The sequence below is a fragment of the Flavobacterium sp. GCM10022190 genome (genome assembly GCF_042656445.1).
GTDB lineage: Bacteria > Bacteroidota > Bacteroidia > Flavobacteriales > Flavobacteriaceae > Flavobacterium > Flavobacterium nitratireducens.
This window is the reverse complement of the sequence record NZ_JBHSOQ010000001.1, coordinates 1,478,270-1,504,300: the sequence shown is the minus strand read 5'-3', so window position 1 is coordinate 1,504,300 and position 26,031 is coordinate 1,478,270. Positions and strand designations below refer to the sequence as shown.

17 protein-coding genes and 4 tRNA genes are annotated in these 26,031 nt (G+C 34.0%); 10 read left to right on the top strand and 11 right to left on the bottom strand.

Annotated elements, in window-relative coordinates; translation table 11 throughout:
• The first annotated feature begins 2 nt into the window (after positions 1 to 2).
• The 4 genes from ACFPTQ_RS06170 (at position 3) to ACFPTQ_RS06155 (ending at position 5,233) form a co-directional block, all read left to right on the top strand.
• Complete coding sequence (locus tag ACFPTQ_RS06170; RefSeq protein WP_379775183.1) at positions 3 to 833, top strand: TPM domain-containing protein; 831 nt, start codon at positions 3 to 5, stop codon at positions 831 to 833.
• Positions 834 to 1,038: 205 nt separating this feature from the next.
• Positions 1,039 to 1,869 (top strand): tetratricopeptide repeat protein, encoded by an 831-nt coding sequence (locus tag ACFPTQ_RS06165; protein WP_379775181.1) that lies wholly within the window; start codon positions 1,039 to 1,041, stop codon positions 1,867 to 1,869.
• A 169-nt stretch (positions 1,870 to 2,038) separates the two neighbouring features.
• Positions 2,039 to 2,452 (top strand): RrF2 family transcriptional regulator, encoded by a 414-nt coding sequence (locus ACFPTQ_RS06160; RefSeq protein WP_278034989.1) that lies wholly within the window; start codon positions 2,039 to 2,041, stop codon positions 2,450 to 2,452.
• A 237-nt stretch (positions 2,453 to 2,689) separates the two neighbouring features.
• Positions 2,690 to 5,233, top strand: coding sequence for a TonB-dependent receptor (locus tag ACFPTQ_RS06155; RefSeq protein WP_379775178.1), 2,544 nt, complete (start codon positions 2,690 to 2,692; stop codon positions 5,231 to 5,233).
• A 41-nt stretch (positions 5,234 to 5,274) separates the two neighbouring features.
• On the opposite strand, the gene ACFPTQ_RS06150 is transcribed toward ACFPTQ_RS06155, so the two are convergent.
• On the bottom strand, positions 5,275 to 8,028 hold the full coding sequence (locus ACFPTQ_RS06150; protein WP_379775175.1) for an outer membrane beta-barrel protein: 2,754 nt from the start codon (positions 8,026 to 8,028) through the stop codon (positions 5,275 to 5,277).
• Between the two features lie 192 nt (positions 8,029 to 8,220).
• Between ACFPTQ_RS06150 and ACFPTQ_RS06145 the strand changes: the two genes are divergently transcribed.
• Positions 8,221 to 8,466, top strand: coding sequence for a hypothetical protein (locus tag ACFPTQ_RS06145; RefSeq protein WP_379775173.1), 246 nt, complete (start codon positions 8,221 to 8,223; stop codon positions 8,464 to 8,466).
• A gap of 117 nt (positions 8,467 to 8,583) precedes the next feature.
• Here the strand turns inward: ACFPTQ_RS06145 and ACFPTQ_RS06140 are convergent, their stop codons facing one another.
• The 4 genes from ACFPTQ_RS06140 to era all read right to left on the bottom strand — a co-directional run bounded on the left by ACFPTQ_RS06140 (position 8,584) and on the right by era (position 12,862).
• A complete protein-coding gene (locus tag ACFPTQ_RS06140) occupies positions 8,584 to 9,099 on the bottom strand; it encodes a MepB family protein (RefSeq protein WP_379775170.1) in 516 nt (171 codons plus the stop codon).
• Between the two features lie 150 nt (positions 9,100 to 9,249).
• Positions 9,250 to 10,149 carry a toll/interleukin-1 receptor domain-containing protein gene (locus tag ACFPTQ_RS06135; RefSeq protein ID WP_379775167.1) on the bottom strand — a complete coding sequence of 300 codons (900 nt, stop codon included), beginning with the start codon at positions 10,147 to 10,149 and terminating at the stop codon, positions 9,250 to 9,252.
• A gap of 297 nt (positions 10,150 to 10,446) precedes the next feature.
• On the bottom strand, positions 10,447 to 11,757 hold the full coding sequence (der, locus tag ACFPTQ_RS06130) for a ribosome biogenesis GTPase Der (protein ID WP_341699031.1): 1,311 nt from the start codon (positions 11,755 to 11,757) through the stop codon (positions 10,447 to 10,449).
• A gap of 217 nt (positions 11,758 to 11,974) precedes the next feature.
• Positions 11,975 to 12,862: a GTPase Era gene (gene era, locus ACFPTQ_RS06125; protein ID WP_379775165.1), complete on the bottom strand. Its 888-nt coding sequence runs from the start codon at positions 12,860 to 12,862 to the stop codon at positions 11,975 to 11,977.
• A gap of 118 nt (positions 12,863 to 12,980) precedes the next feature.
• On the opposite strand from era, the gene ACFPTQ_RS06120 reads away from it, so the two are divergent.
• The 5 genes from ACFPTQ_RS06120 (at position 12,981) to ACFPTQ_RS06100 (ending at position 14,842) form a co-directional block, all read left to right on the top strand.
• Positions 12,981 to 13,053, top strand: a tRNA-Met gene (locus tag ACFPTQ_RS06120).
• A 34-nt stretch (positions 13,054 to 13,087) separates the two neighbouring features.
• Positions 13,088 to 13,160 (top strand) — tRNA-Met (locus ACFPTQ_RS06115).
• A 114-nt stretch (positions 13,161 to 13,274) separates the two neighbouring features.
• Positions 13,275 to 13,352 (top strand) — tRNA-Ile (locus ACFPTQ_RS06110).
• Positions 13,353 to 13,581: 229 nt separating this feature from the next.
• On the top strand, positions 13,582 to 14,571 hold the full coding sequence (mgrA, locus tag ACFPTQ_RS06105; RefSeq protein WP_379775162.1) for an L-glyceraldehyde 3-phosphate reductase: 990 nt from the start codon (positions 13,582 to 13,584) through the stop codon (positions 14,569 to 14,571).
• A 200-nt stretch (positions 14,572 to 14,771) separates the two neighbouring features.
• A tRNA-Trp gene (locus ACFPTQ_RS06100) sits at positions 14,772 to 14,842 on the top strand.
• 95 nt (positions 14,843 to 14,937) lie between these two features.
• Here ACFPTQ_RS06100 and ACFPTQ_RS06095 read toward each other — a convergent pair.
• The 6 genes from ACFPTQ_RS06095 to ACFPTQ_RS06070 form a co-directional block, all read right to left on the bottom strand.
• The gene (locus tag ACFPTQ_RS06095; protein ID WP_379775159.1) at positions 14,938 to 15,948 is read right to left on the bottom strand and encodes an alpha/beta hydrolase fold domain-containing protein; all 1,011 of its coding nucleotides are present in this window, start codon (positions 15,946 to 15,948) and stop codon (positions 14,938 to 14,940) included.
• Between the two features lie 112 nt (positions 15,949 to 16,060).
• Entirely contained in the window at positions 16,061 to 17,533 is a 1,473-nt protein-coding gene (locus ACFPTQ_RS06090; protein ID WP_379775157.1) for a right-handed parallel beta-helix repeat-containing protein, read from the bottom strand.
• A gap of 95 nt (positions 17,534 to 17,628) precedes the next feature.
• Positions 17,629 to 19,179 (bottom strand): DUF5123 domain-containing protein, encoded by a 1,551-nt coding sequence (locus ACFPTQ_RS06085; protein WP_379775154.1) that lies wholly within the window; start codon positions 19,177 to 19,179, stop codon positions 17,629 to 17,631.
• 105 nt (positions 19,180 to 19,284) lie between these two features.
• Positions 19,285 to 21,057, bottom strand: coding sequence for a RagB/SusD family nutrient uptake outer membrane protein (locus ACFPTQ_RS06080; RefSeq protein WP_379775151.1), 1,773 nt, complete (start codon positions 21,055 to 21,057; stop codon positions 19,285 to 19,287).
• Between the two features lie 11 nt (positions 21,058 to 21,068).
• Positions 21,069 to 24,602, bottom strand: a complete 3,534-nt coding sequence (locus ACFPTQ_RS06075; RefSeq protein WP_379775148.1) for a TonB-dependent receptor — start codon at positions 24,600 to 24,602, stop codon at positions 21,069 to 21,071.
• Between the two features lie 165 nt (positions 24,603 to 24,767).
• Positions 24,768 to 25,907, bottom strand: a complete 1,140-nt coding sequence (locus ACFPTQ_RS06070) for a FecR family protein (protein ID WP_379775145.1) — start codon at positions 25,905 to 25,907, stop codon at positions 24,768 to 24,770.
• Between the last annotated feature and the right edge of the window lie 124 nt (positions 25,908 to 26,031).

Below are 26,031 nucleotides of genomic sequence, written 5' to 3'. Positions count from 1 at the left end.
TAATGAAAATTCCAACTCAGAAAAACTCAAATTCCAAAGGAATTTTTCAATTTGTACTCTTACTATTTGTACTTTTTTCTAGCAATTGTATCTTTTCACAATTTATCATTCCGGAAAAACCTAGTTTGCAAACTTCGGTTTATGATTACGCCAAACTCTTTAACGAGAATGAAAAAACGCAACTGGAAGAAAAACTCATTCGCTATTCTGACACTACAACTACACAAATTGTAGTCATTACCATAGAAAGCTTAAAAGGCGAAGATGTTAGTTTACTGGCTACCAAATGGGGTCAAACCTGGGGAGTTGGAGGCACTGCCAAAGACGACAACGGAGTGATTATTCTGATTTCTAAAAACGATAGAAAAATAGCTATTAATCCTGGCTACGGTTTAGAAGATAGATTAACAGCAGGAATTGGTGGTGAAATCATTAGAAATATTATTGTTCCTGAGTTCAAAGCAGGTAGTTATTACAACGGCGTTGACAAAGGAACCGATGCTTTATTTGACGTTTTTAAAGGCAAATACAAAGGCACTCGAAAACAAAACCAACAAAAACAAGATTTTCCCATCTTACCATTCATTATCATCATTGTCTTTATCATCATTTTAGCTTCCAGAAATAAAGGTGGTGGCGGAAATTCAGGCAATAATGGCGGTGGCGGCCCTAGTTTATTAGATGTGATTATCTTAAGCAATCTAGGTCGAAACAGCGGTGGTTTTGGTGGAGGCTTTGGAGGTTCTTCAGGCGGTGGTTTTGGTGGAGGAGGCTTCGGAGGAGGATTTGGCGGCGGTGGTTTCTCTGGCGGTGGTTCTAGCGGAAGTTGGTAAAATCCAGTTTCAATTTGCACCAAACATAATTTTACTATTCGAGGAAAGCATTCGACAATAAAAAAGAAACAATAAAATTACAAATAAACCACTTCAAAGCGAAGTGGTTTTTTAGTATCAAAAAAGTTCTTTACTAATATGACTTTTTTATTAAAAGTCAGGAGGCATTTAAATGACAAAATCTTAGTACTTATTTTTCTAAAAAATGAAAGATAAATATCCTACATTTGAAAAACTTACAGTTCTAATGATTACTTCTATGAAAAACGTTATTTTCCTTTTTTTACTTTGTTTTAGCTTTACAATGCAATCTCAAGACTTCTCAGATATTGATGAAAATGAAATGCCCCAAGAAATTGAAAAAATAAATGAAGAAATTCTCAAGAACCCAAGCGGTGATAATTACTACCTAAGAGGCTACTATTATTATGTAAACAAAGATTATCTTGCGGCCATAGCCGATTATAACAAAGCTATATCCTTAGATCCGAATAACTATAGATTCTATTATAGCAAAGGAAATACAAACATTAAATTAAAAGATTACAAACAAGCGATTGAATGTTATACAAAAAGTATCGCTTTAAACAATACTATACAAAAAGCCTACTTCAACAGAGCGTATTCTAAAACAATGATCGACGATGCAAAAGGTGCAATTGATGACTATACCAAAAGCATTTCCATCAATCCCAAATACCTTCAGGCATATCAAAACAGAGGGATCATAAGATCAAAATTAAACCTGCACAAAGAAGCCATCCTTGATTTTGACAAAGTCATCGAAATTGATCCAAAATTTGTGGAAGCGTATCAAAACAGAGCCATTTCGAAAGCTATGGTTAATATCGATGCCAAAAGCGATTTTGACCAAGTAGTAAATCTAACGCCCGATGATCCTGAAGCTTATTACAATAGAGCCATCTATTTTATTAATTTTAAAATTAAAGGCGATTATTGCTCCGATATAAAAAAAGCGGTTAGCTTTCACTTCGACGCTGCGGTGGAATTATTAAGTAAGTATTGTAAAAACTAAATTAAAATTAATACTTAAAGACAAACCACTTCAAAACGAAGTGGTTTATTTGTTTTATAAAACACCATTTTAAAAGATTATAAAAACATCTTATAAATTTCTTGACTGATTTATAAATTTATTTATCTTTATCCTGATTTTAGTTTAAACCAGCCAGATACAACCGTATATGCTTTCACAAAAAACCAAATACGCTCTTAAAGCCCTACTCTATCTAGCGCAACAGGAAGCGAATCATATTTCTAAAACTACTGATATTGCCGAATCGGCTAATATCCCTAAAAAGTTTTTAGAACAGATTTTATTGGATTTAAAACGTGGGCATTTAGTAGGCAGTAAACAAGGGAAATTAGGTGGATACTACCTTTTAAAATCCAAAGACGAAATCACTTTAGCCGATATTCACCGCTTATTTGATGGTGCTATCGCATTATTACCCTGTGCTTCTTTAAATTTTTACGAACGTTGTTCAGATTGTACAGACGAGTCAGAATGCCTGCTACGACACGGCTTGATGACTATTAGAGACGAAACTTTAAAGGCCATGCAAGGGATTACTATCGCTTCTCTAGTGAACAAATAAAAAAATATTTATTTAATTCTACTATTTTTATAGAATTTATATATATTTGCATCGATTTACAATTATCACTATAATTATTAAACGATGAAAACAATTCAAAAAAGCATTATTCAAAAAAGCGCCAAACAAGAAACATTATCAAATTCAAATACAACAATTCATTATTGCATGATGTGTATGTGTCAGTAAAAAAAATTTAAGTTTAAATTCTACTAATCATATATAATTACTAAAATAATGAAATCAATTATAAAAAATACATTTGCAACTCTTTTATTACTAAGTCTTTCAAGCACATTGGCACAAACCATTACGGGAAGTGTAAATACAATAGATAACAATCCTTTAGAATCAGCTAATGCTGTGATAAACGGAACAACAATTAGCACAACAACTGATAAAAACGGTGATTTTACTATTGATACACAAGGAAAATTACCAATTACCCTGTCCATCCAATACACAGGATATAAAACCGAAAAAATATACTTAACCGAAATACCTTCGACTCCATTAACAATTATTTTAAAAGAAGACAACCAACTTGCCGAAGTGGTCATTTCTTCCAGAAGGAAAATTGAAAAAGCTCAAAATGTACCAATTCCTATTTCGGTAGTAAGTGGAAAACAAGCCGAACAAGCGGGCGCTTTTAATGTGAATCGAATCAAAGAACTCATCCCTTCGGTACAATTATATTCATCCAATCCAAGAAATACAGGAATCAACATTCGAAGTTTAGGTTCGCCTTTTGGATTGACCAATGACGGAATTGATCCTGGAGTAGGATTTTATGTAGACGGTGTGTATTATGCGCGTCCAGCTGCTACGACTTTAGACTTTGTCGACATCAGTCAGATTGAGGTATTACGTGGACCACAGGGAACTTTATTTGGAAAAAACACCACCGCAGGAGCCTTTAACATCACGACTCGCAAACCTAGTTTCATCCCGGGAGCTAATTTTGAAGTGAGCTATGGAAATTACACTTTCCTTCAGGCAAAAGCATCGGTAACAGGCGGATTAACTAAAAAAATTGCGGGGCGTATATCCTTTTCAGGAACCCAAAGAGATGGACTAATTGACAATGTGGCTACAGGAAAATCGACAAACACTTTGAACAATTTAGGGATTAAAGGACAATTATTGTATACCCCAACGGCCAATACTAATGTCTTATTCTCGGCAGATGTTACTACCCAACGTCCTGACGGTTATGCCCAAGTTATTGCAGGAGTTGCTCCAACCCAAAGAGCCGCTTACCGACAATTCAACCAAATCATTGCCGATTTAAATTATCAATTACCAAGTACTAATCCATTTAACCGAAAAATTGATCATGATACCCCTTGGCGTTCAGGACAAGATTTAGGAGGTGCTTCTTTAAATATCGACACTAAAATTGGAGAAGGAACATTGACATCAACAACCGCTTGGCGTTTTTGGAATTGGGATCCTTCTAATGATAGAGATTTTACGGGCTTACAAGTATTGGCAAAATCACAAAATCCTACCAGACAAACGCAATTCACTCAGGAAGTGCGTTATGCAGGACAAATCGCTTCAAACATTAGTGCTGTGGGAGGTATCTTTTTTATCGACCAAAATTCACATACCACCGGAACGGAAGAATCAGGAAATGCACAATGGCGTTTTTCACAAAGTACAACAAGTTCTAAATGGGCTACTCCTGGTTTATTTGAAGGTTACGGAATTAATACTGACGCTAGTATTCATGCCGTATCAGCAGCTATTTTTGGACAATTAGACTGGACAATTTCGGAAAAACTACATCTTTTACCTGGAGTTCGATACAATTACGATAAAAAAGATGCCGATTACAACCGTAGTACTTATGGCGGTTTACAAACAAACGACCCTGAATTAATTGCCTTAAAAAAATTAGTATACAGCGACCAAAATTTTGCTAAAAATACCGATGCTACCGACTTTTCAGGTAACCTAACACTATCTTATAAACCTACTGACCGAGTAAATACTTACGCTACTTATGCCAAAAGTTACAAACCTGTGGGCGTAAACGTTGCTGGTCTTCCTACTGTCAACGGTCAACCAGCACTGGATTTGGCTGTTATTAAACCAGAAAGAGTAAATCATTATGAAATAGGTGCTAAAACAACGCCATTCAACAATACGATTTTCAACATTACTTTCTTTAATACGGATATTACCGATTACCAAACCAATGTTCAGGCGGCTGAATTAGGTGTTAACCGTGGTTATTTGGCTAATGCGGATAAAGTACGAGTAAGAGGTGCCGAAGTTGATTTTGGAGTTACTATCAACTCCCATTTTAGCATCAATGGCGCGGCTACCTTTACCGATGGAAAATACATCAAATTTACCAATGCCCCACTACCCTTAGAAGAAACAGGAGCTTCCATTTCATTTAAAGATGTTTCAGGAACGAGTTTGCCTGGGGTTTCAAAATGGGCAGGAAGTCTTGGCGGAGAATACACAAAAGACGCTAAATTATTTGGCAACCTAGGAAAATTCTTTGTTGGATTAGATGCCTACTCCCGTTCGGAATTTTCATCCAGTCCCTCTGCTTCCAAATATTTAATTGTTCCCGGTTATGCGATTTTTAACGGTCGTTTAGGTTTCCGAGTAGCAGAAGGTCTATCAGCACATATTTGGGGACGCAACCTTTTCAATAAAGATTATTTCGAACAACTTTTACCAGCCGGTGGAAATGCAGGACATTATGCCGGTGTATTGGGCGACCAAAGAACCTATGGCATTACTTTGAAATACACTTTATAAACTTGATTTCAGCTTCCAAAATAAGTCTTTAAAAATCATTTTTAATTAACCTCTAAATTCTTATTCCTTTTTGACGGCGCTTCCAAACCTGCAAAATTTTTGACCTTATATATCAAAGAAAACATGGCATAACGCTTTAAAACGTTATTTTCCTCATCACGCATTGAAGTGTCTGTAATTGTCCTGGTATATCCTTGATTTTGATTTAAAACATCATAAATTTTCAATCGCGCCGTCAACATTTTATCTAGGAAAGTATAACCCAGACTCATATTCCATAAATAAAAAGAATTTTTATAAGCTCCCCCTCTTGAATTTGAATTGTAACTATACCCAAAATCATTACTGAAAGTCAATTTTTCCTGTATATAATTCGTCATTCTTAAATTCATTTTATGAACAAAATTTGAACGTGAATCGATAGAATAATTTTCATATTTGGATTCATTATAGGCAAAACTATAAGAAGGAGCTATATTAAAAAACTGCCCATAACTATATGACATATAAACTCTAGGAGCAAATGACAATGTATTTGAATTATAAAACACATTATTAACAAAACCTTTATCAAGCCCATAAGAGGTACTAAAACCTAAACCATATTTATAAGTATTACCATTTTTTTTAATGTAATCATTCCAGTTTCCTCCTAAGGAAGCTCTATAGGTATTTTCAATATTAACAAAGTTAGTTTGACTTGTTCCATCTTCAGCAAAAATTCTCGTTGACACAACATCACTATCAACAATATCTGCTTTCATAAAAACGGTATAACCCGAACGTTTTTTGACATTGTAGTTTCTAAAATCAAAATTAAAACTATGTCTTTTAATAGGATCCAAATCAGGATTACCAATTACGGTGTTTACTGTACTACTAATATCTAAAACGGGTAACAATTGGTAAGCACTAGGTAAATTTACTCTGTAATCGTATTTTAAAAGTGCATAGTTCGATTTGTCTATTTTATATTTAAATTGGGAATGAAATTCAGGAATAAAATAATTTGATTTCAAATTGACTTCCTTCCCTAAATAGAATGAATTATTATCATAATTGACTAACATCGTTTTATTTCTAACATTAAAAGAAAATGTTTTGTCATCGTAAAAAAATCCTGCTCTGGGAGATATGCCATATTGATTAGAAGTAATATAACTGGATTGTCTATCATTAAAAACGGAAAAGGATTGTGATGCCTGATCAAAATTAAACGTTTTCTCATCAGTTACTTTATTTTCCCAACGGTAATCTACCCCAACTTTTAAACGTACTGTTTTGGAAACCGGTTCGGTAAATTCCGTTTCTACATAATAATAGTCCCGTTTTGAACTATTATCATTCTTCTGATTACGCAAAATAGTGTTTCCTGTTTTATATGATTTTGTCGTCGAATTATTAAAAGCAATATTTCCATTATCTGAATTAGAATTTATGATTGAAAAATTCAAATTCCTACGTCTCTTCTTAAAATTATGATTGATATTAATTTGATTATCAAAATTAAAACCATTACTATTCCTTGACGTTTTTCCATTATTATCATTCAATAAGTTCCCTAAATCATCTGAAGTTGCACTAGATGATTTACCATTACTCTTGGAATTTGTGGTACGAAAACGAGGCTCAATGGCAAATTGAGTCGTTTTAGAGGGCCTGTAATTTAATTCCAAATTAAATTTATGGCTATTATTTTCAATACGAGCTTCTGAACCTGACTCAGTTACTAAATTCCCACTTGGCAAAAAACGCTGCAAAGTAGTACTCTTAGCGTTCTTATTTATAGTATTATTAAATGAATAATCTCCCGTAGTATCTAATTTATCTGACCATTCATTATAATAATTCACCCCAATCAAATTGGATTGCGTAATTCCTTTTCTGGAAATCGCCGCCCCAACATCATTATTATTTTTACTTTTATCATCACCAAAAGCCTCATCAATAGAAAAACCGGATAAATTAATATTATTAGTAGAACCCACTGCACTTATTCGTTGCTTTTTATCAAATTGGTTAAGCAAAAAACTCCCTTCATATCTATCGTCGGTCCCATAACCCGCCAGAAACTTTCCAAAATACCCTTTATTTTTATTTTCATCAATAGTCAAATTAATATTCAAAAAATCGGACGCAGCATCTTCTCCTGCTAACTGTTCCTGCTTTGTTTTAAAATCCGAGACTTGAATTTTATTGATTATTTCTGCGGGTAAATTTTGCAATGCGACTGCTCCATCTTTGCCAAAAAAAGCTTTCCCATTCACTAATATTTGATTTACTTCCTTTCCGTTTACTGTAATTTTACCATCATCATCAAATTGAAAACCAGGCAATTCTTTCAAAACAGCATCTACATTATCATCCGGTCTCACTTTATAGGAAGCAGCATTATATTCAATGGTATCTTGTTTCACTACAATTGGCGGAGCCGCTGATTTAACAACTACATCCTGTAAAACATTCTCTGAACCAAATAAATAAACAGTTCCTAAATCTTTATTTTCAACTATCCCACTAAGCTCATCTTTATATTTTTCATGTCCTACAAATGAAATATTCAAAAAAACAGGCCCCTCATATTTTTTTAATCGAATGCGAAACAAACCCGTTTTATCCGTTGTTGTTGAACCTAATTTCAACGAATCTTTTGCAACAGAAAAAAAAACATTCGCAGATTCTAGCGGTTGCTGAGTATTAATATCTAAAACCTGACCTTGGACAGAATAGCTTTCCTGAGCAAAATTGACTACCGAAAAAAACAAAAAAAATAAAAGTAAATGTGTTTTCAACATACATTGCATTTATAAAGTGCTGAATAGGATGAAAAATAAGATAAAAGGTTTAAACAAAATAAATAAAAAAAATCAGCCGATAGCTATTTCGAGAAACAAAGCCCCTAAAAACAAAAACAACAACCAATTGATTACCATTTACTTAACTCTTTATTAAGTTTAAAAATCGTAACTTTAAGAGAAAATGAGGCTATGAAAAATTTTGCTATCAAATTGGTATGGTTTACCACGGTGTATGTGTTTGTATTTGCAGGTCTCAATCAAACGAATGTTGATTTGAGAATTATAATGAGTTTACATCTTATAGGTGTTATTTTGATCCCTTACATGACGTACTGCGTACTCACGGATAAATACAAAACCAATAAAACATTTAAAGACTGGTACGAAGATCATCCGATGGAAACTTTGGATGAAGGAAATGAAGAAGAAACCTAACTGTTTAATCCAACAATTAAAAATCCCTTTACAGACTATGGTTTGTAAAGGGATTTTCTATTAGGTAATTGTGTCAAATTATTACCAACTTTCGAAAAAGTCTATTACTTGAAACCCTTATAAAGTCAATAACTTTTTTAGTTTATTCAAGTCAATTACGTTACTGTTTCCAATTTCTACAAAATATTTTGTTTGCCAATCTTGAGTTTTTTTCGCTTGTTTATTTTCAGTTACACACCAACTTGGATAAACTCTAATTCCACGTTTTCCTTTCCCTTTTTTACTTGTCAAAACGCTATTTTCGCATAAAACTGCTTTGTTGAAAATGAAAATTCCAAAGCTTTCCCCTTGACGAGTTGCAATCAAGAAAAAATCAAATTCATCGTCAACACTATGCGGTTCTGTTATACCGTTTTCATTCCGCTTCCAGATTGCTACAAATTGCCCTGTTTTGGTAGGCGTAATTTTCGCCATTCTGAATTTGATTTTTAGTTTATTCAGTTCAAAATTATGTGCAAAATATTCTTGACTTTCTTTTTCAGTTGCTACGTTTTCAAGTTTTATACCACAAGCTTTGTATATGGAATAATTTAAAAGTCGAATTTCAGAAAATATTTTGTTAGAATGTGTCAATTTTGATATTATTAATTTTATTTTTCTATTTCAAAAGCATTGAAAGCAAAGGTTTCGGTAGTAAAGCAGACATGGCTAAAATACCAAATAGAAAACTAATTTTCCATTAAGCTAATTGTACAATCCGGTCTTGTAGCTGTTAGTGGTAGTTTATTCTGTAATAGCAATATGTAATTTACTTATCAATTTTTCAACGCTTGTTTTATATTCGTTTTCAGTCATAACATTTTTATCGGGCCATATTAAAGCTAAAGTGTCTGCTAATGATGGTGAATATTCATAAACCTCTTCAGTTTTAATACCAAACCAAATTGGAATAATTACTTTTTCATTAAAAATCATTTCTCTAGTAAAAACTGAATTAAATTCTTTTTTTGTCCAACCTGTATTTTCAAGAAAATTTTTAGTTAAAATAAGAATACACTTTTTTGTGTTTTTAAGTCCGTCTTCAATGGACTCTCTTAAGCTCATGCCTGGTTTTAAAGTATATTCATCATACCAAACTGTGCAAAGTCTTGAATTAAGTCCATCAGCAATAGGCCTTGCAATTAATTCTTTATCACGAGAATCGTGAGAAATAAACGATAACGGTTTTTCTACTTTTAATCTTGAATCCATATATTCTTTTCCTCTAATTGTTAAATAGATTTTTTTTTCATTACATATTACATCAATAGTATTTTTTTCTTCTTCTGATAAAATTGGTTCGCTATAAAAATATATTCTATTAGAGTATATATTTTTATGCTTTCCAAAATTCAAGTCTTTAGGATCATTAGAAATACTATGTACAATTTCACAATTAGAAATCTGTTCGTCTAAATTATTGAGTATAGCGACTAAAACATCAAACATGTTTTCATCATCCTCCATGTAATATGTTAATAAACGGCATGAATCGAGTACATCATCTCTAACTCTTTTAGTAATTGTGATTGTTTTAGAATTTGTAATAATCCCGTTTTGAGTATCATTTATAATTACAGAGAATTCAGAATCAAGGCTAGAATGTTTAAAGTCATTATCAAAATATTCTCTAAGAGTTCTCATATTTTTAGTTTATTTAAATATATCATTATTCTTCTATTTTGGCTTAAATTACCGCTAAACAGTTTACATATATTACAAAATCACTCAATCTACCCATATAGAATTGGCTTCGCGTGATTGTAGTAACACTTATTTTTCGAATATAATCATACTATTTTTCCTAACCAAACAAAATCCTACAAAAAACACGCAAATTCGATAACAAACAATAATTACTATAAAAAAAGCCCAAGAATAAAAATCCCTGAACTTTAATTTAACTCCATAAAAAAATCCCGATGGCTCGGGATTTCATTTTTATTTCTCTCTGATATAAATATCGATTGGCACTCCTGAAAAGTCCCAATTGTCTCTGATTTTATTTTCCAAGTAACGTTTATAAGGTTCTTTTACGTACTGCGGCAAGTTGGCAAAAAACACAAACTGAGGCGTTGGTGATGGCAACTGCATACAATATTTAATTTTCACATACTTCCCTTTGGTCGCTGGAGGCGGATAAGCCTCAATCACCTTCAACATATACTCGTTGAATTTAGAAGTTGGAATACGTTGTTGTCTGTTTTCAAACACCTGAACCGAAGCTTCCAACGCTTTCAACAAACGTTGTTTGGTCAATGCCGAAACGAAAAGAATAGGCACATCTGTAAATGGCATTAATTCTTTCTTGATTTTCTCTTCATAATCACGGGTTGACATAGTATCTTTTTCCACCAAATCCCATTTGTTCACCAAAATCACCACACCTTTGCGGTTCTTTTGTGCCAGCCAAAAGATGTTTTGGTCCTGACTTTCAAAACCTCTGGTCGCATCGATAACCAAGATACAAATATCGGCATGCTCAATCGCACGTACCGAACGCATTACGGAATAGAATTCTAAATCTTCCTTTACCTTAGCCTTACGACGAATTCCGGCAGTATCGACCAAGTTAAATTCGAAACCAAAACGGTCAAACTTAGTATCAATCGCATCACGAGTCGTTCCTGCGATGTCAGTTACCATAAATCGGTCTTTACCAATCAAGGCATTGATAAAACTTGATTTTCCCGCATTAGGTCGTCCTACCACTGCAAAACGAGGCAATACTTTTTCCTCTTCAACCACTTCCGGTTTTTCTGGAAAAGCTTCAATCAAAGCATCTAGCAAATCTCCTGTTCCACTTCCTGAAATACTGGCAAATGTGTAATAATCGCCTAAACCAAGGTTGTAAAATTCTACCGCATCTTTCTCACGCATGGCATTATCTACCTTATTTACGGCTAATAAAACCGGTTTTGTTACTTTACGCAACAACTTCGCCACGGTTTCATCCATTGGTGTGATGCCTTCTTCAACATCCACCACAAATATAATCACATCGGCTTCATCGATAGCCAATTCTACCTGCTTACGAATTTCGCCTTCAAAAATATCCTCCGATCCACGCACATATCCTCCGGTATCAATTACCGAAAATTCTTTTCCATTCCACTCGCTTTTACCATAGTTTCTATCGCGGGTAACCCCAGATACTGAATCTACAATAGCTTCTCTTCTTTGTATCAGCCTATTAAAAAGGGTTGATTTCCCTACATTAGGTCTTCCTACTATCGCAACAATGTTATTCATTTTTTTGAATTTTAGCCCTTTGACAAACTCAGGGCGATGTTAAGATTCTAGATTTCAAATTATTAGTTTCCTAATAACCGAATCCCCTAAAATCTAAAATGCTTTATTTAATTTTTTTGCAAAGGTACACTTTTAGTTTGCAGTATACAGCATTAAGTATTCAGTATTTAAAATGCGTTGAACTGTTTACTAAAAACTGATTACTGAACACTGAATACTATTTCTGGTTATACCCAAAACGTTTCAGCATATTGGCGTTACTTCTCCAGTTTTTATTCACTTTTACGTACATCTCAATATGGATTTGTTTTCCAAAGAATTTCTCCAAATCCTCACGGGCTTCTACTCCTACTTTTTTCAAAGCGGCTCCTTTGTGACCAATGATAATTCCTTTTTGCGTATCACGTTCTACCATAATCACCGAACGAATTCGGATAATGGTATCGGTTTCAATAAATTCCTCCGTAACAATTTCTACGGCATAAGGAATCTCTTTGTTATAATTCAATAAGATTTTCTCTCTGATGATTTCGTTCACAAAGAAACGCTCCGGTTTATCCGTTAATTGGTCTTTTGGATAATAAGCTGGTGATTCCGGCAAAAGCGAAATAATTCTGCCAAAAACTTCCGGTACATTGAAATTCTTTAAGGCCGAAATCGGGAAAATCTCCGCATTAGGCACTTTTTCCGTCCAAAAAGCAACTTGCTCTTCTAACTGTTCCTGATTCGAATTGTCAATTTTGTTCAACAACAATAACACAGGAATTTTAGCATGGATAATTTTATTAAAGAAAGCTTCGTCTTTTAATTCCTGCTCTCCTATTTCGACCATATACACTAAAACATCTGCATCCTCAAAAGCGGATTTCACAAAATCCATCATCGATTCCTGCATTTCGTAGGCTGGTTTAATGATTCCCGGAGTATCCGAAAGGACCATCTGAAAATCGTCACCATTTACAATTCCTAGAATTCTATGACGGGTAGTTTGTGCTTTAGAAGTAATAATAGACAATCTTTCCCCTACAAATGCATTCATCAATGTTGATTTCCCAACGTTTGGATTCCCTATAATATTTACAAAACCTGCTTTATGTGCTGTCATTTTATTTTATTTAATGCTGCAAAGGTAGTCATATCAAGCCAATAGACGAAATAAAAACATTTTTTAAAATTCGACGTTGTATATCTCGAATTTATTTGTATCTTTGCACCCGAAACATCGCGGGATAGAGCAGTAGGCAGCTCGTCGGGCTCATAACCCGAAGGTCACAGGTTCGAGTCCTGTTCCCGCTACTAAGTAAACATACTGAAAATACAAAACGCACATCGCGGGATAGAGCAGTAGGCAGCTCGTCGGGCTCATAACCCGAAGGTCACAGGTTCGAGTCCTGTTCCCGCTACTAAGAAAGCTTCAGAGAAATCTGAAGCTTTTTTTGTTTATACCAATAGGTAGCTCGTAGGGATCATATACGCCGCGGCGGACACAGGTTCTTAAAAAAAAATTGAAAATACATCGCGGGATAGAGCAGTAGGCAGCTCGTAGGGATCATATACGCCGCGGCGGACATTAGGTTCGAGTCCTGTTCCCGCTACTAAGTAAACATACTGAAAATACAAAACGCACATCGGGGGATAGAGCAGTAGGCAGCTCGTCGGGCTCATATCCGCCACGGCGGACTACTAAGAAAAGCTTTCAAAAATGAGACACTATTTCAGGTATTCAATCCCATTGAATACCATATTGCAAAAAATAAGTTTCACTCTTCCTTATTCTAAACCAAAAATTCTATTTTCGTAAATCATTACTTAAAATAGTTTAAAATGACCTATCAACCAGCAACAAACCGATACGAAAATATGGAATACCGCCGATGTGGCAACTCCGGATTAAAATTATCAGCTTTTTCATTAGGACTTTGGCATAACTTCGGCTACAATTCTAATTTTGAAAACAGCCGTAATTTGATACAGACGGCTTTCGACAATGGAATAACACATTTTGATTTGGCTAATAATTATGGTCCGCCACCGGGTTCGGCAGAAGAATGTTTAGGTCGAATCTTGAAATTGGATTTTAAAAATTATCGTGACGAAATGATCATTTCTTCAAAAGCAGGTTACACCATGTGGGACGGTCCTTATGGTGATTGGGGTTCTAAAAAATACTTAGTTTCAAGCTTAGACCAAAGTTTAAAAAGGATGAAATTAGACTATGTGGATATTTTTTATCATCATAGACCCGATCCTGAAACTCCTCTGGAAGAAACTATGGCAGCTTTGAATTTAATCGTTCAACAAGGAAAAGCCTTGTATGTAGGAATTTCAAATTACAAACCTGCCGAAGCTGAAAAAGCATTCAAAATACTAAAAGAAATGGGAACTCCTTGCCTGATTCATCAACCGAAATATTCGATGTTTGAGCGCTGGGTTGAGGATGGCCTTTTAGACTTATTAGGCAAAGAAAAAGTAGGTTGCATTCCGTTTTCACCTTTAGCACAAGGATTATTAACGGATAAATACGTAACCGGAATTCCAGCCGATTCCAGAGTAGCAACAAGTGGACAATTCTTAAAAGCCGACCATATTACGCCCGAAAGATTAGAAAAAATTGTAGCATTAAATCAATTGGCTCAGGAAAGAGGTCAAAAATTAGCTCAAATGGCACTGGCATGGATTTTAAGAGATGAGCGAATTACATCGGTATTAATAGGCTCCAGTAAACCGGAACAAATTATTGATTCGATTAAAGCCTTAGACAATACCAACTTTAGCACAGAAGAATTAGATAAAATTAATTTGATCTTACAATAAAGACCATAAAGCCTTAGGATTTCTTAACTAAGGCTTTATTATTTTTGAAAAACTTTTAAAACCAATTTACAGAGTAACAATAAGTTAAAAAAAAGGAATCCATTTTTCTGCATTATAGCTATTCCAAGCATTAGTTATTTTCACAAATAAAACTATATTTGCCCCACAAATAGCGGATTTCACTGCTGTTTTTATTACTTACGGGCGTAGTTCAAGGGTAGAATAGCGGTCTCCAAAACCGTTGATGGGGGTTCGAATCCCTCCGCCCGTGCAAGTACAAATTGTAATTCTATAAAGCCTCAGGATTTTTATCTTGTGGCTTTTTTTATAGGGTCTTTAAAAAACAATTGAGATACTTCAACTGGATCATGGCTTAAAAACTTTTTTCAAAAAACCATCAATGTAACCAATGGTTGGTTCAAACCAAGGATTAAAAAGACAAAACGAATGAGGCGAATTTTCGAATTCATGCACTTCTGAATAAATTCCATTAGCATTCAAAACCTTTAAATAATCATCTCTCCCAGCATGCATGCGAGCTACTGAACTATTAATAAATAAAGTAGGCGGAATAGCTGCACTTACATAACTTAAAGGCGAAGCAGCCTCCCAAAGTTTAGGATTCTCTTTTTTTGGATAACCAAACCAATAAGTCGCTGCCGATATATTCTTACTATCATCCCCTTCTCCACTTTCTGGATGTACAAACGATAAAGTTCCGTCGATATCTACCACTGCATTGACCTGAGATTGCGAATCAGAATTGGTCACCACACCTTCAAAAAGTGGCATATTCCCCGTAGTTCCCATAAAAGATGCGATTTCTCCTCCTGCCGAAAATCCAAGTACCACAATTTGATTGGGATTAATATTATACTTTGCAGCACTTTTTCGTACCCAGCGTATCGCAGCTTTGATATCATAAATAGCAGCTGGAAAAAGCGCTTCGGTAGAAAGTCGGTACTCAGGTGTAAAACATACATAACCTAAACTGGCCAACTTTTGCGCCATCGGATGATGCTGTTGCCGGTTTCCTGAACGCCATCCACCCCCATGAATAATTAGTATAGCTGTTTGTTTATGCTTCTCCTTTTCATTATAAAAAACATCCAATTTCATTTTGCGTTTGCCATAACTACAATAAACAATATCTTTTTTTTGTTTGACAAAATCAAAATGCATATCCATTACCCTAGTCGCATTTGGATGTGTTTTTACCGTTTTTTTAAAGGCGCTGTAAGTCGTAAACGAAGTATCTCTTTGCTGTGTAAGTCCCTTTAAATATTGAGCATTTGTGTTTTGAAAAAAGAATATACTTACCCACATCAACAACTGATATAAACCAATATTTTTATAACCAAGATTCTTTTTCTTCATTTAAATTTCCTTGTTTTTTTACGAAAGTTCAATTTAAAAAAACAATTCCTAAAAGCACCGCTAATTGAATATTAGTTATGCTTTTAGGAATATATTTTTTGCTTAAAACTTATTATTTCAATTCGAATGCACCTATATCTGGAGCGGTTCCTAAATAAGGTATTCCTTCAATAACGATTCCTTTATCAATTAAATCACTGGTAGCTTTTAATTTCATAAAAGTCACATCAGGTAAACTACCATCAGCTTTTCGAGCTTGAATAAGTTGGCTTATATCTGTACTTTCAAAATCGGTGGCATCAGTTACTAAATTGTTTTGCCATCCATTATTGGTTGCATCCAACACATCCGCTTTAACGCTCCCATAATCTCCAATGCCGCAAGAATTTTTAACAATTAATTTTGCTAATGGGTTCGTACTGCTAAAATTGTAATTCGTTCCATTGCTATATGCTGAACAATTGTAAATTTCGACATTACCTCGATTACTATTATGATCAAATCCATCGGCTTTATTTCCGGCTGCAATACAGTTTTTATAAACAGCATTGTGTTTTAAATCTTTTAAATCACTTCCTCCTGTTTTAAATCCATTTCCATCACCAAGACCAGCATCGCCACTTTTTAAATATCCATTTTTAATGGCCCAACAATTAGTAAAGGTCGTTGTAATATTATTTGCTTCTTTTAAATAACCATCCCAACCATCATCTAAGTTTTGCCAAGCTCTGCAACCAATAAATTTATTCCCTGTTCCTGCTGATAATTTACAAGCAAAACCATCGGCATTTTCAAGTGTTGAATCGGCATTGAAATAAGAATCACAATTTAAAATAGTATTATTAGCCGCTCCATTATCGATTTGTAAACCTGTATCCGAACATTCTGAAAAAGTACAAAACTCAATGGTATTATTATTTCCTCTTACTTGCATTCCATTATCACCTGCATTATAAACATCAATGCCTTTAATATGGATATAACTACCTGTTACTACTATTCCTTGATTTGAAGAGTTTTCTACCATGGAAGAAAAATCTAATTTAGCTCGGCTACCATCCGTTTGACCTAGAATTTTAATTTCCTTTCCAGCAGTTCCCGATACACTAATTGTTATTTTAGCATTCATTACATAATTTCCTCCATTCAAATAAATAGTTTCTCCAGCTTTTACCTTTGAAAGCGCTGTTAGTAATTCAGTAGGATTTGAAACCGTATAATCATACACTGGAGCAGTAGTAAAAGACGAAATAGTAATTGTTTTTGAAGCTTGAACAGTGTTTTTATCTGTTGCTACTGCTTTGATGGTTACTGTCCCGTTTTTGAGAGCCGTTACTAATCCCGAAGAAGACACGGTAGCAATACTATTATCTGAAGAACTCCAGGATAAAATTTTTGATGTTGCATTAGATGGTAAAACAGCGGCTGTAAACTGGGAAGTTGTACCTGAAGTAATATCAGGACCATTTATAGAAAGTGTAGACACATAAACAACGACATTAGTATCATTGTTAGATGCCTTGACATCATCCTTAGAACAAGAGAAAAGGATGAAAATAACGTATAAGTTAAATAGGTATTTCATAATTTATATTTTTTAGTGCTTTTATCTAAAAATAAGAGCACAAATTTGTTTTAAAGATTTTTAAGTAAACCTAGTCCTTGACCAATTGGTAATTTCTAATTTTTAATCCAACGTGGATCTCCCACCTTTCTATCTTTTAAAGTTTGATTAGCAATTGTAAAATCATCTGTAGCAGCACTAGCAAATCCGGGATCCAATGAAGTTCCTGAAGCATCATAGCGAATAGGTGCGACTGCAACTGCAGTTAAATTAGTCGCATTCGTATAATTATTATTAGTAAATGTTGGATTATTAGTGGTACTTTGGTTTGCATACAAAGCATTGGTACTATCAAAAATATTATTTTTTGAAACTAATGTATGTGTTGCAAAACGAACATAAAAAATACGTCTAAAAGTAGTTGTAGAACTATTACTTGTTTTATACAATGTATTAGAATCTAAAGTAACATTTGTATTTCCGGTAAAGTTAGTCGTCGCATCTACCCTAACAAAATCTCTATCAGAAGAACAATTCACAAAAGTATTGTTCTTAATCATTATGTCTGCAATATAACTTAAACGGAAATCGATAAAATCACCACCAGCAGCAGTATTAACGTTTTTAACAACCGAATTTTCAATTGTAAAAGAGGTGATTTTCGCAGCAATATTAGCAGCAACCAAAGAACGTGTGAAATCATGAATCGTACATCCACGATACCCTATTGCACCATAATTATTTGAAGCTTCATTAATACGAAGAAGATCAGTCATTGTTCCACCACCAGATAAATCCAAATCAATCAATGATACATTGGCACTACCAGCAACTAAAAGGAAATTAAGTTTTAAGAGTGGTTTATCATAACTTTTTAAACCTTGAATTTTAATTGACTTAGCTAAGGTAATTGTTCCTGTTTGTGCCGTATAATCTCCTGGCTCTAAAACAAGTAAGGCACCTGAAGGAGCGTCCGTAATTTTTTGAATTAAATTATCGGTAGGTTTTACAATAATTGCATTCGTCAAATCAACACCCGTTGTAAATGTTTTGGTCCCTCTAACTTTGGTCCCGTTGTATAAAGTAGCTGTATACGCTGTTTCTGCTGATAAACCCGTAATTTTAGCAACTCCATTTGCTTTTTCCTGAGCAGTTATTACATGCGTAATATTACCTGGCATCAATTTAATTTGTGTTACATTGCTACCAGCCGGCCAACGAAGCGTTGCCTCATAAGATAAAATATCTCCATTAATAATGTTAGAGAAAATTTGCTCAGAAAGAGTTTTAGCCGTAACTGTAGTCCAATTCGATTCAGCAATTCCATTAACAATTGCTTTCACTCGAATAGAATAAAGGGTTTCTCCTTCCATTTGCACTTTAATAGGCAATTCCGACGCTTCAACTGTCAACGTTTTAGCAATAGTTGTAAAATTAGGATCATCTGCACTAAACTCAACAACATAATGGTCTACATTCTCACGAGCTGTCCAATTCAATTCTACAGTAGTTTGTGTTCTAACAGTGGCTGTCAATTGAACTGGAGCGAATGCCCTATCAACTTCTAGTTCATTAATAATATCTTCATTATAACCTGTACAGCTCAATAGTGTCCCTACCATTAAGAGGGAAACTAAAAATGTTTTAATTATAAATTTTGCTTTCATAATTTTATCTTTTATGTATCTCAAAACGTATTGTAACCCAATTGACAACTGAATTTGTAATAAGTACTGAAATAACTTTTTAATTTATTTTTTTAGTATCCCTAATTAATTAGACAATTGCCCATTACTTGCGTCAATAAAGACTTGCCAGATAGGCCAAAACTGATGTTGATCTGGATTTACAGTCGCATCATAAAGTGTATTCACTTTGATAGCGTCCAGTTTCACCCAAGTTTTAGAGGAATATTCAGAACCTGGATTCGATGTCTCACCACGATTTAGTCCATAAACAACAAGTGATACATTATCTGTAGCCGTTTTGTAATATAAAGTTGCTGGAACATCTGTATATTCACCCGTACGAGCCTGAAGATTCGTCATTTTAACTTTTGCTTCGTCTAATTTTGCTTTTAGTAAATTCCAACGAATTAAAGACTGTTTGCGTTCCATCTCACCCGTAAACTCAAATTTATGTTCCTCAACAATAGCATTAAACATGGCTTGTTTTGATGTTAAGGCATTAACATATGCATCGACCATAGTCGCTTGAGAAGCCGATGGAAACGCTCTTCTTCTTATTTCTTTTAAGTATGGTGCTGCAGCTGTAGGTCCTTCTAATTCATTAGCAGCTTCGGCGGCTATCAAAAGTACTTCGGCATAACGCATATACAACTTGTTAACCCCATCATCATTGGCAGAAGTAACCATTCGAGACATCCACTCGAAACGGTATTTTCCAAAATACCAAGTATCTAAGTCATTCAATTCCTGTTTTGCTATTCCGTTTACCGCTGTACCAAATTTATAAGGAACACAAGTCACATCTCTACGAGTATCTGCCTTATTGTAATCATAAAAAACAAAAGGCAATGGACCACAAGTACCTCCTCTGTTTGTTCCACTTTTTTGAAACTGATCTATCGATGTATGACGAACAGCAAAAGTATATAACATACGCCCTCTTCCCTCTGCAAAAGGAATTTGCCATAATGATTCTCCTCCAGCAGTTAAATCTTCTTGATTGTATTTTTTCCATAAACTCTCAAAAGAAGTCTCTAAACGAGCTGTACCACTATTAATAATACTTCTACATTCTTCTAATGCCAATCGATACATTTTATCGACTGATAAATCCGGATCAGTACTTCTTCTAACCCCATCAGGATATTGCTGAAAACCACTTGCTGCCATTGCTAAACGGGCTCTTAACCCCTTAACAAATGCCTTATTGATACGTTCTACACTTTGAGTTTTAGTACTTCCATTTGGCCAAGGCACCAATTCGGCCGCCTCACCTAAATCAGCTATAATTTGTTTGTAAATAACATCACGATTTGTTCTTGGCAAATACAATGTTTGGGTGGTAATAGGTTCAAATCGTTCTGGAATATCTCCCCAAGCTCTCAACAAATCAGCATAATAAATAGCTCTAAGCGTCAAAGATTCTCCTAAAAGATATCCCAAGTCAGTTCCTGGCTGCGGATTTCCATAAGTTCGTAAACCTTTTATACAAATATTTGCTCTTTCAATTCCTGAATACATCATTGCCCATGCATTATTGGCTGTATTCATATTTGTATTGGTAGCAGAGGTTGTATAATTGCATAATTCGGTATTAGCACTTGCTGTTTGAGAGGTGTTATACCATTCTACATCGGTATTCAATCCATACCATGGTAAAAAACGACCACGATAAGAATTGGTTTCACCAAACGGAACTTTAATTCCATTGACAGCTCCTTCTGCCAAACCTGCATTTGAAAATATTACTGATTCATCTAAAGTAGACTTTGCTGGAGCATCCAAAAACTCATCTGAATTGCAAGAAGTTAACAATCCAATTGTAATAATTGATATATATATAAATACTTTTTTCATTTTTTTAGCAATTAAAAATTAAGATTCAAACCAAAAGAAACTTGTCTGCTTCTTGGAAATGGAGAAAAATCTACACCCGGAGTAAGTGGTGTTCTTCTAATAGTAGAAACCTCTGGATCTAAGCCTGAATATTTTGTAATCACAAAAACATTATTGGCAGTAACATAAAATCTTAACTTTGAAATTTTATATTTAGATAAAGCATCGGCTGGAATTGTATACCCCAATGACAGGGTGTTCAAACGTAAGAAAGAACCATCCTCAACTGCCCAATCACTAAACACATATCGAGTCATAAATGGAGACCATAAACTTGAATTAGCATTAAGCGCTGTTAATTCTGTAGGATCAGTTACTATATTGCCCTCTGCATTAATATTCGTCCATCTATTAGAAGAAGCCATTATTGTGCTCAAATTTCTATATTGCTGTGAAGCAGTATCAAACAAAGTACTGTATTCAATTTTATTGGCATTGTAGATATCGTTTCCAAAACTATAATTAAAAGCAGCAGATAAATCAAAACCATAAGCGTTAGCATTAATCACAAAACCTCCAGTATGTTTTGGATTAGCATTCCCAATTACCGTTTGATCATTAGCATCCACTTTACCATCACCATTAATGTCTTTCAATTTCATAACACCCGGTGCAACAGTACCTACAATTTCGGAATTACTTGGGACATCTGATCTTAAAGTATATGTGGTACCGTTATAATCAAAATCAGTCACTTCATAACGTCCATCACTTTTATAACCATACATTAACCCCATAGGTTGCCCTGCTCTTACAACAAAATCATTCCCAATAGCGGTAGAAGCCCAATTGGTTGCTATACCAAAATCATTCATAATCCCCAAAGAATTGATTCGGTTTTTATTCATACCAAAATTGAGTGAAAAGCTCAAACCATAATTTGGTTTATTGATCGCTGTAATATTTAAACTCGCTTCGATTCCTGTATTTTGAGTTTCACCCATATTTCTATATTGGGTATCATAACCCGTTCCAGAAACAGGAAAATTAATCAATAAGTCTTTCGTTTTATTTTTATAAACCTCAACAGAACCCGTTAATTTTCCATTGAATAAATCATAATCTAATCCTATATTATTGGTAATTGTAGTTTCCCATTTTAAGTCTGGATTAGGCATCACTTTTGAAGCTGACCAAAAATTAGACACATTATTAATCCAAGTCGTAGTATTCGAATTGAACAGTAATGAAGTTTGCCCCACAGGAATATTATTATTACCTGCCTGACCATAACTAAATCTTATTTTAAGCAATTTTAACCAAGAAACATCCTTTAAAAAATCTTCTTCAGAAAGCTTCCAAGCAACAGCTGCCGATGGGAAATACCCCCAACGGTTATTTCCTAAAAATTTACTAGAACCATCGGCGCGGTAAGTAGCCGTAAGTAAATAACGGTTTTTATAATCGTAGGTTAAACGTCCAAAATAAGACAACAACTTATCCTCTGGAGCATAGTTAGTTTCTGTAAATAATGCTACTCCTTGAGAAGAAAGATTTTTAGCATTTTCAAAGTTAAAGAAAACTGGAAAACCATCAATTTCACTAGCTAATTCCGTACTATTCGTTTTGATTAATTCTTGACCTAACAATAATTTCAAACTATGATCGTCTCCTAATTTCTTTTTAAAATCATAATTGGCTGTATTTGCAATTCGGAAAGTGACATTCTTTCTATCAGAAATCGTTAAAGCTGGTTTATTTTGATTTTCTGCAGCCACTTGATTTTTTACATAAAAAGTAGAACTTCCATAAAAGCGATAATCTTGATAATTATAATTATCCAATCCTAAATCTGAACCTAATTTAAGTCCTGGTAAAATCTCATAAGAAATACCTCCTAGTACATTAAAGTTTTTTCTGTTTTGAAGTCGGTCATTATCTGCTAATGCTGTAAAAGGATGTACTAAAAAGTCTCCATTAGTATCGTCTATATTTTGATCTGTTACACCTGGGATTGGGATAGGTGAAAAAGCCACACTATTTCTCAAACGAGCATCAGCAGATACGGATTTTGCATTTTGTTCATTAGTACCTCCTCCATTAATTTTAGTGTCCGAATAACGCATGGTAAATGACAAATCAATTTTATCCGAAGCTTTGCTTTTAAGTGCAAGAGATAAATTATTTCTTCTATACTTTGAACCAAGCATAATTGTTGTTTCATCAATATTAGCATAATTGAAATTGAAATTCATTTTATCGGTTCCGCCACGAATTCCTAAATCACGATTTCTGGTTTCACCAACTCTACCATACAGCTGCTTTTGCCAATTATTTCCTTTCATCCCTGAATAAAGATCACGATCAGACCATTGTCCTAAATATTGTTGAAAGGAACTATCATCTGTATCAAAACGATTTACATATTCGTATTGTAATCTCACATATTCTTCTGGATTTAACACATCGATAGTGTTCGCAATTTTCTTTAGCCCATAAAATGTATTAAAGGAAACCGAGATTTTACCATCCTTCCCTTTTTTAGTCGTAACAAGAATAACACCATTAGCTCCTCTTGAACCGTAAATAGCCGTAGATGAAGCATCTTTTAAAACCGTTATTGTTTCAATATCCGATGGAGCAATATCATTTAAACTTGCAATAGGAAAACCATCCACAATAACTAGTGGTGACGCATCCTGAGTTAAAGAACCACCACCTCTCACTCTAATTTTGATATCTGCATCTGGCGAACCTTCGGCTGAAGTAACCTGTACCCCTGCTATACGTCCTGTTAAACTTTCAGCAACATTATTCATGTTGGTTTTTTTCAAATCTTCACCCGAAACAGCAGCAACGGAACCTGTTAAATCTCCTTTTTTTGCACTACCATAACCAATAACTACAATTTCATTTAAAGTGGCACTTTCGTCTTTTAAAATAATAGTCATCGTTTTATTCTGCCCCACAACTTTAGTGGTAGTTTCATACCCAATAAATGAAAAGACTAACTCGCTAGAAGTACTATTTACTTTTATTGAAAACTTACCGTCTAAATCGGTTTGAATTCCGTTTTTTGTTCCTTTTTCAATGACATTTACACCCGGAATAGGCATTCCAAGAGCATCCTTAACAACCCCATTGACAAGAATTCCTTGCTGTATTGTTTTTTTTGAATCTAAAACGACACCTTGGTTTACGATTTCCTTTTCATTTTTCAATATAATTTGGCGATCATTGATGTAATAAACCGTTGGAGTCCCTTTGAATAATAGGTTTAAAACATTATCAATTTTTTGTTTATCCACATTTAAACTTACCTTTCTATCCAAATCAATTTGATTGCTTTCAAAAAGAAATCGGTATTCAGATACTGACTCGATTTTATTAAAAACCTGCTCAATAGTTACTTCCTTTAATTTTAAAGATAGCTTAGTGTTTTGAGAATAACTGCTAGCTTGAATTTTAACCAAAGACAGTATTAGTAAAAGTGTAGTTAGTTTCATTTTTAGGCTAATTTTAGGTAAGTACGGATAGAGCCATCTCCCGTTAAATATTTTTTTCATACTTTTGGTTGGATTTTAAATGATTAATTCGATACGTCGTTTAAAACACATTACTAAATCGGGAAATACTGGTACTATTTTCCGATTTTTTTTTATGCATTTATCCCTTAAAAAAATTACACACTCACCTCATATATTGGCTTATTTTAGTAGTTAGTAAATAGTTTAATATAGGTTTATTTGTTTTCCTTCTTTTTTATAACTGAAATTTTGGATTTTACTTAATGCAGTAAGAACATCTTCAATATTTTCTACATTCTTATTAAAACTTCCATTAAACCTTTTGTCTAAAAGTTCTTTTTTATGGTTTACAATTGAAACATTATAGGAACGTTCTAATTTTATGATTAAATCTTTGAATGTCGTTTTTCTAAAAACCAATTCGCCAGTCATCCATTCAGTATAAATTCTAGTATCCACTGTTTCAACAGCAATTTCTTTTTTCGCATTATTCCATGTTCCTTTTTGACCGGGTTCCAAAAGTGCTTTTTGGCTTGGATTAGACGCATCTGATAAACTTACAGCGCCTTCAATTAATACGGTATTTATGTCCAAATCTTCTTTATAGGAATTCACATTGAATTTTGTTCCTAAAACACGTACATCAACTCCTCTTGTTTTAACAATGAATGGATGAGCTTTGTCTTTAGTAACATCAAAAAAAGCTTCACCATCTAGCACAACTTCTCTGTTGTGCCCCTTAATAAATTGAACCGGATATTTTAAAGAAGAACCGGCATTCATACTCACCTTAGTTCCATCAGACAAGGTTACGGTAAAGGTTTTTCCATAAGGAATTTTGATTTCATTATAAACCAACTCCGTAATCTCTTTATTTGACTTGTAACTGATTTGGTTTTCATTTTGAGAAACAATTACTCCGCCCTCTTTTTTTATTATTTGTTTTTTTCCATCAGGGTTTAAAACCTCGATATCGCCATTTTCTAGAACTAATTGTATCGCATCCTCTGGAATTACAATGGAAGATTTGTTAACCGATTTGTATTGAAAAACATAAACAATACCCAATAGCGCAATGAAAATTGCAGCATATTGAAAAACAGTTCTCCAATGGATTACTGGTGTTTTTTTCTTTTGACTAATTCTATTTTTAAAATCTTGCCAATCTTGCTCTTCATCTATTGACTCAACAAACAATAAAGCCTCATCTAGCAAATGATTCTCTTCTAGCTCTTTAATTAATTCTTGTTCTTCGGGCGACAAGAGTTTTAGTCGAGAAGTATCAACACTACCATTGCTTACCACTTCTTTTAGAATATCAACTAATTCAGAATTTGATTTCATATCGTATTTTGTATGTTAAACTTATGTTATAAAAAAAGGGGTTTAGGGTGACAACTTTATCGTTTTTTTTCATCTTTTTTTGATATATCAAAAAAAACAAAGCTTATTATTTCATTTTTAATTA

Bases quoted from the DNA above. Each gene is read 5' to 3' on its own strand.
- ACFPTQ_RS06170 (WP_379775183.1), top strand. From the start codon at position 3: ATGAAAATTCCAACTCAGAAAAACTCAAATTCCAAAGGAATTTTTCAA.
- ACFPTQ_RS06165 (WP_379775181.1), top strand. From the start codon at position 1,039: ATGAAAGATAAATATCCTACATTTGAAAAACTTACAGTTCTAATGATT.
- ACFPTQ_RS06160 (WP_278034989.1), top strand. From the start codon at position 2,039: ATGCTTTCACAAAAAACCAAATACGCTCTTAAAGCCCTACTCTATCTA.
- ACFPTQ_RS06155 (WP_379775178.1), top strand. From the start codon at position 2,690: ATGAAATCAATTATAAAAAATACATTTGCAACTCTTTTATTACTAAGT.
- ACFPTQ_RS06150 (WP_379775175.1), bottom strand. From the start codon at position 8,028: ATGTTGAAAACACATTTACTTTTATTTTTTTTGTTTTTTTCGGTAGTC.
- ACFPTQ_RS06145 (WP_379775173.1), top strand. From the start codon at position 8,221: ATGAAAAATTTTGCTATCAAATTGGTATGGTTTACCACGGTGTATGTG.
- ACFPTQ_RS06135 (WP_379775167.1), bottom strand. From the start codon at position 10,149: ATGAGAACTCTTAGAGAATATTTTGATAATGACTTTAAACATTCTAGC.
- der (WP_341699031.1), bottom strand. From the start codon at position 11,757: ATGAATAACATTGTTGCGATAGTAGGAAGACCTAATGTAGGGAAATCA.
- era (WP_379775165.1), bottom strand. From the start codon at position 12,862: ATGACAGCACATAAAGCAGGTTTTGTAAATATTATAGGGAATCCAAAC.
- mgrA (WP_379775162.1), top strand. From the start codon at position 13,582: ATGACCTATCAACCAGCAACAAACCGATACGAAAATATGGAATACCGC.
- ACFPTQ_RS06095 (WP_379775159.1), bottom strand. From the start codon at position 15,948: ATGAAGAAAAAGAATCTTGGTTATAAAAATATTGGTTTATATCAGTTG.
- ACFPTQ_RS06090 (WP_379775157.1), bottom strand. From the start codon at position 17,533: ATGAAATACCTATTTAACTTATACGTTATTTTCATCCTTTTCTCTTGT.
- ACFPTQ_RS06085 (WP_379775154.1), bottom strand. From the start codon at position 19,179: ATGAAAGCAAAATTTATAATTAAAACATTTTTAGTTTCCCTCTTAATG.
- ACFPTQ_RS06080 (WP_379775151.1), bottom strand. From the start codon at position 21,057: ATGAAAAAAGTATTTATATATATATCAATTATTACAATTGGATTGTTA.
- ACFPTQ_RS06075 (WP_379775148.1), bottom strand. From the start codon at position 24,602: ATGAAAAAAATATTTAACGGGAGATGGCTCTATCCGTACTTACCTAAA.
- ACFPTQ_RS06070 (WP_379775145.1), bottom strand. From the start codon at position 25,907: ATGAAATCAAATTCTGAATTAGTTGATATTCTAAAAGAAGTGGTAAGC.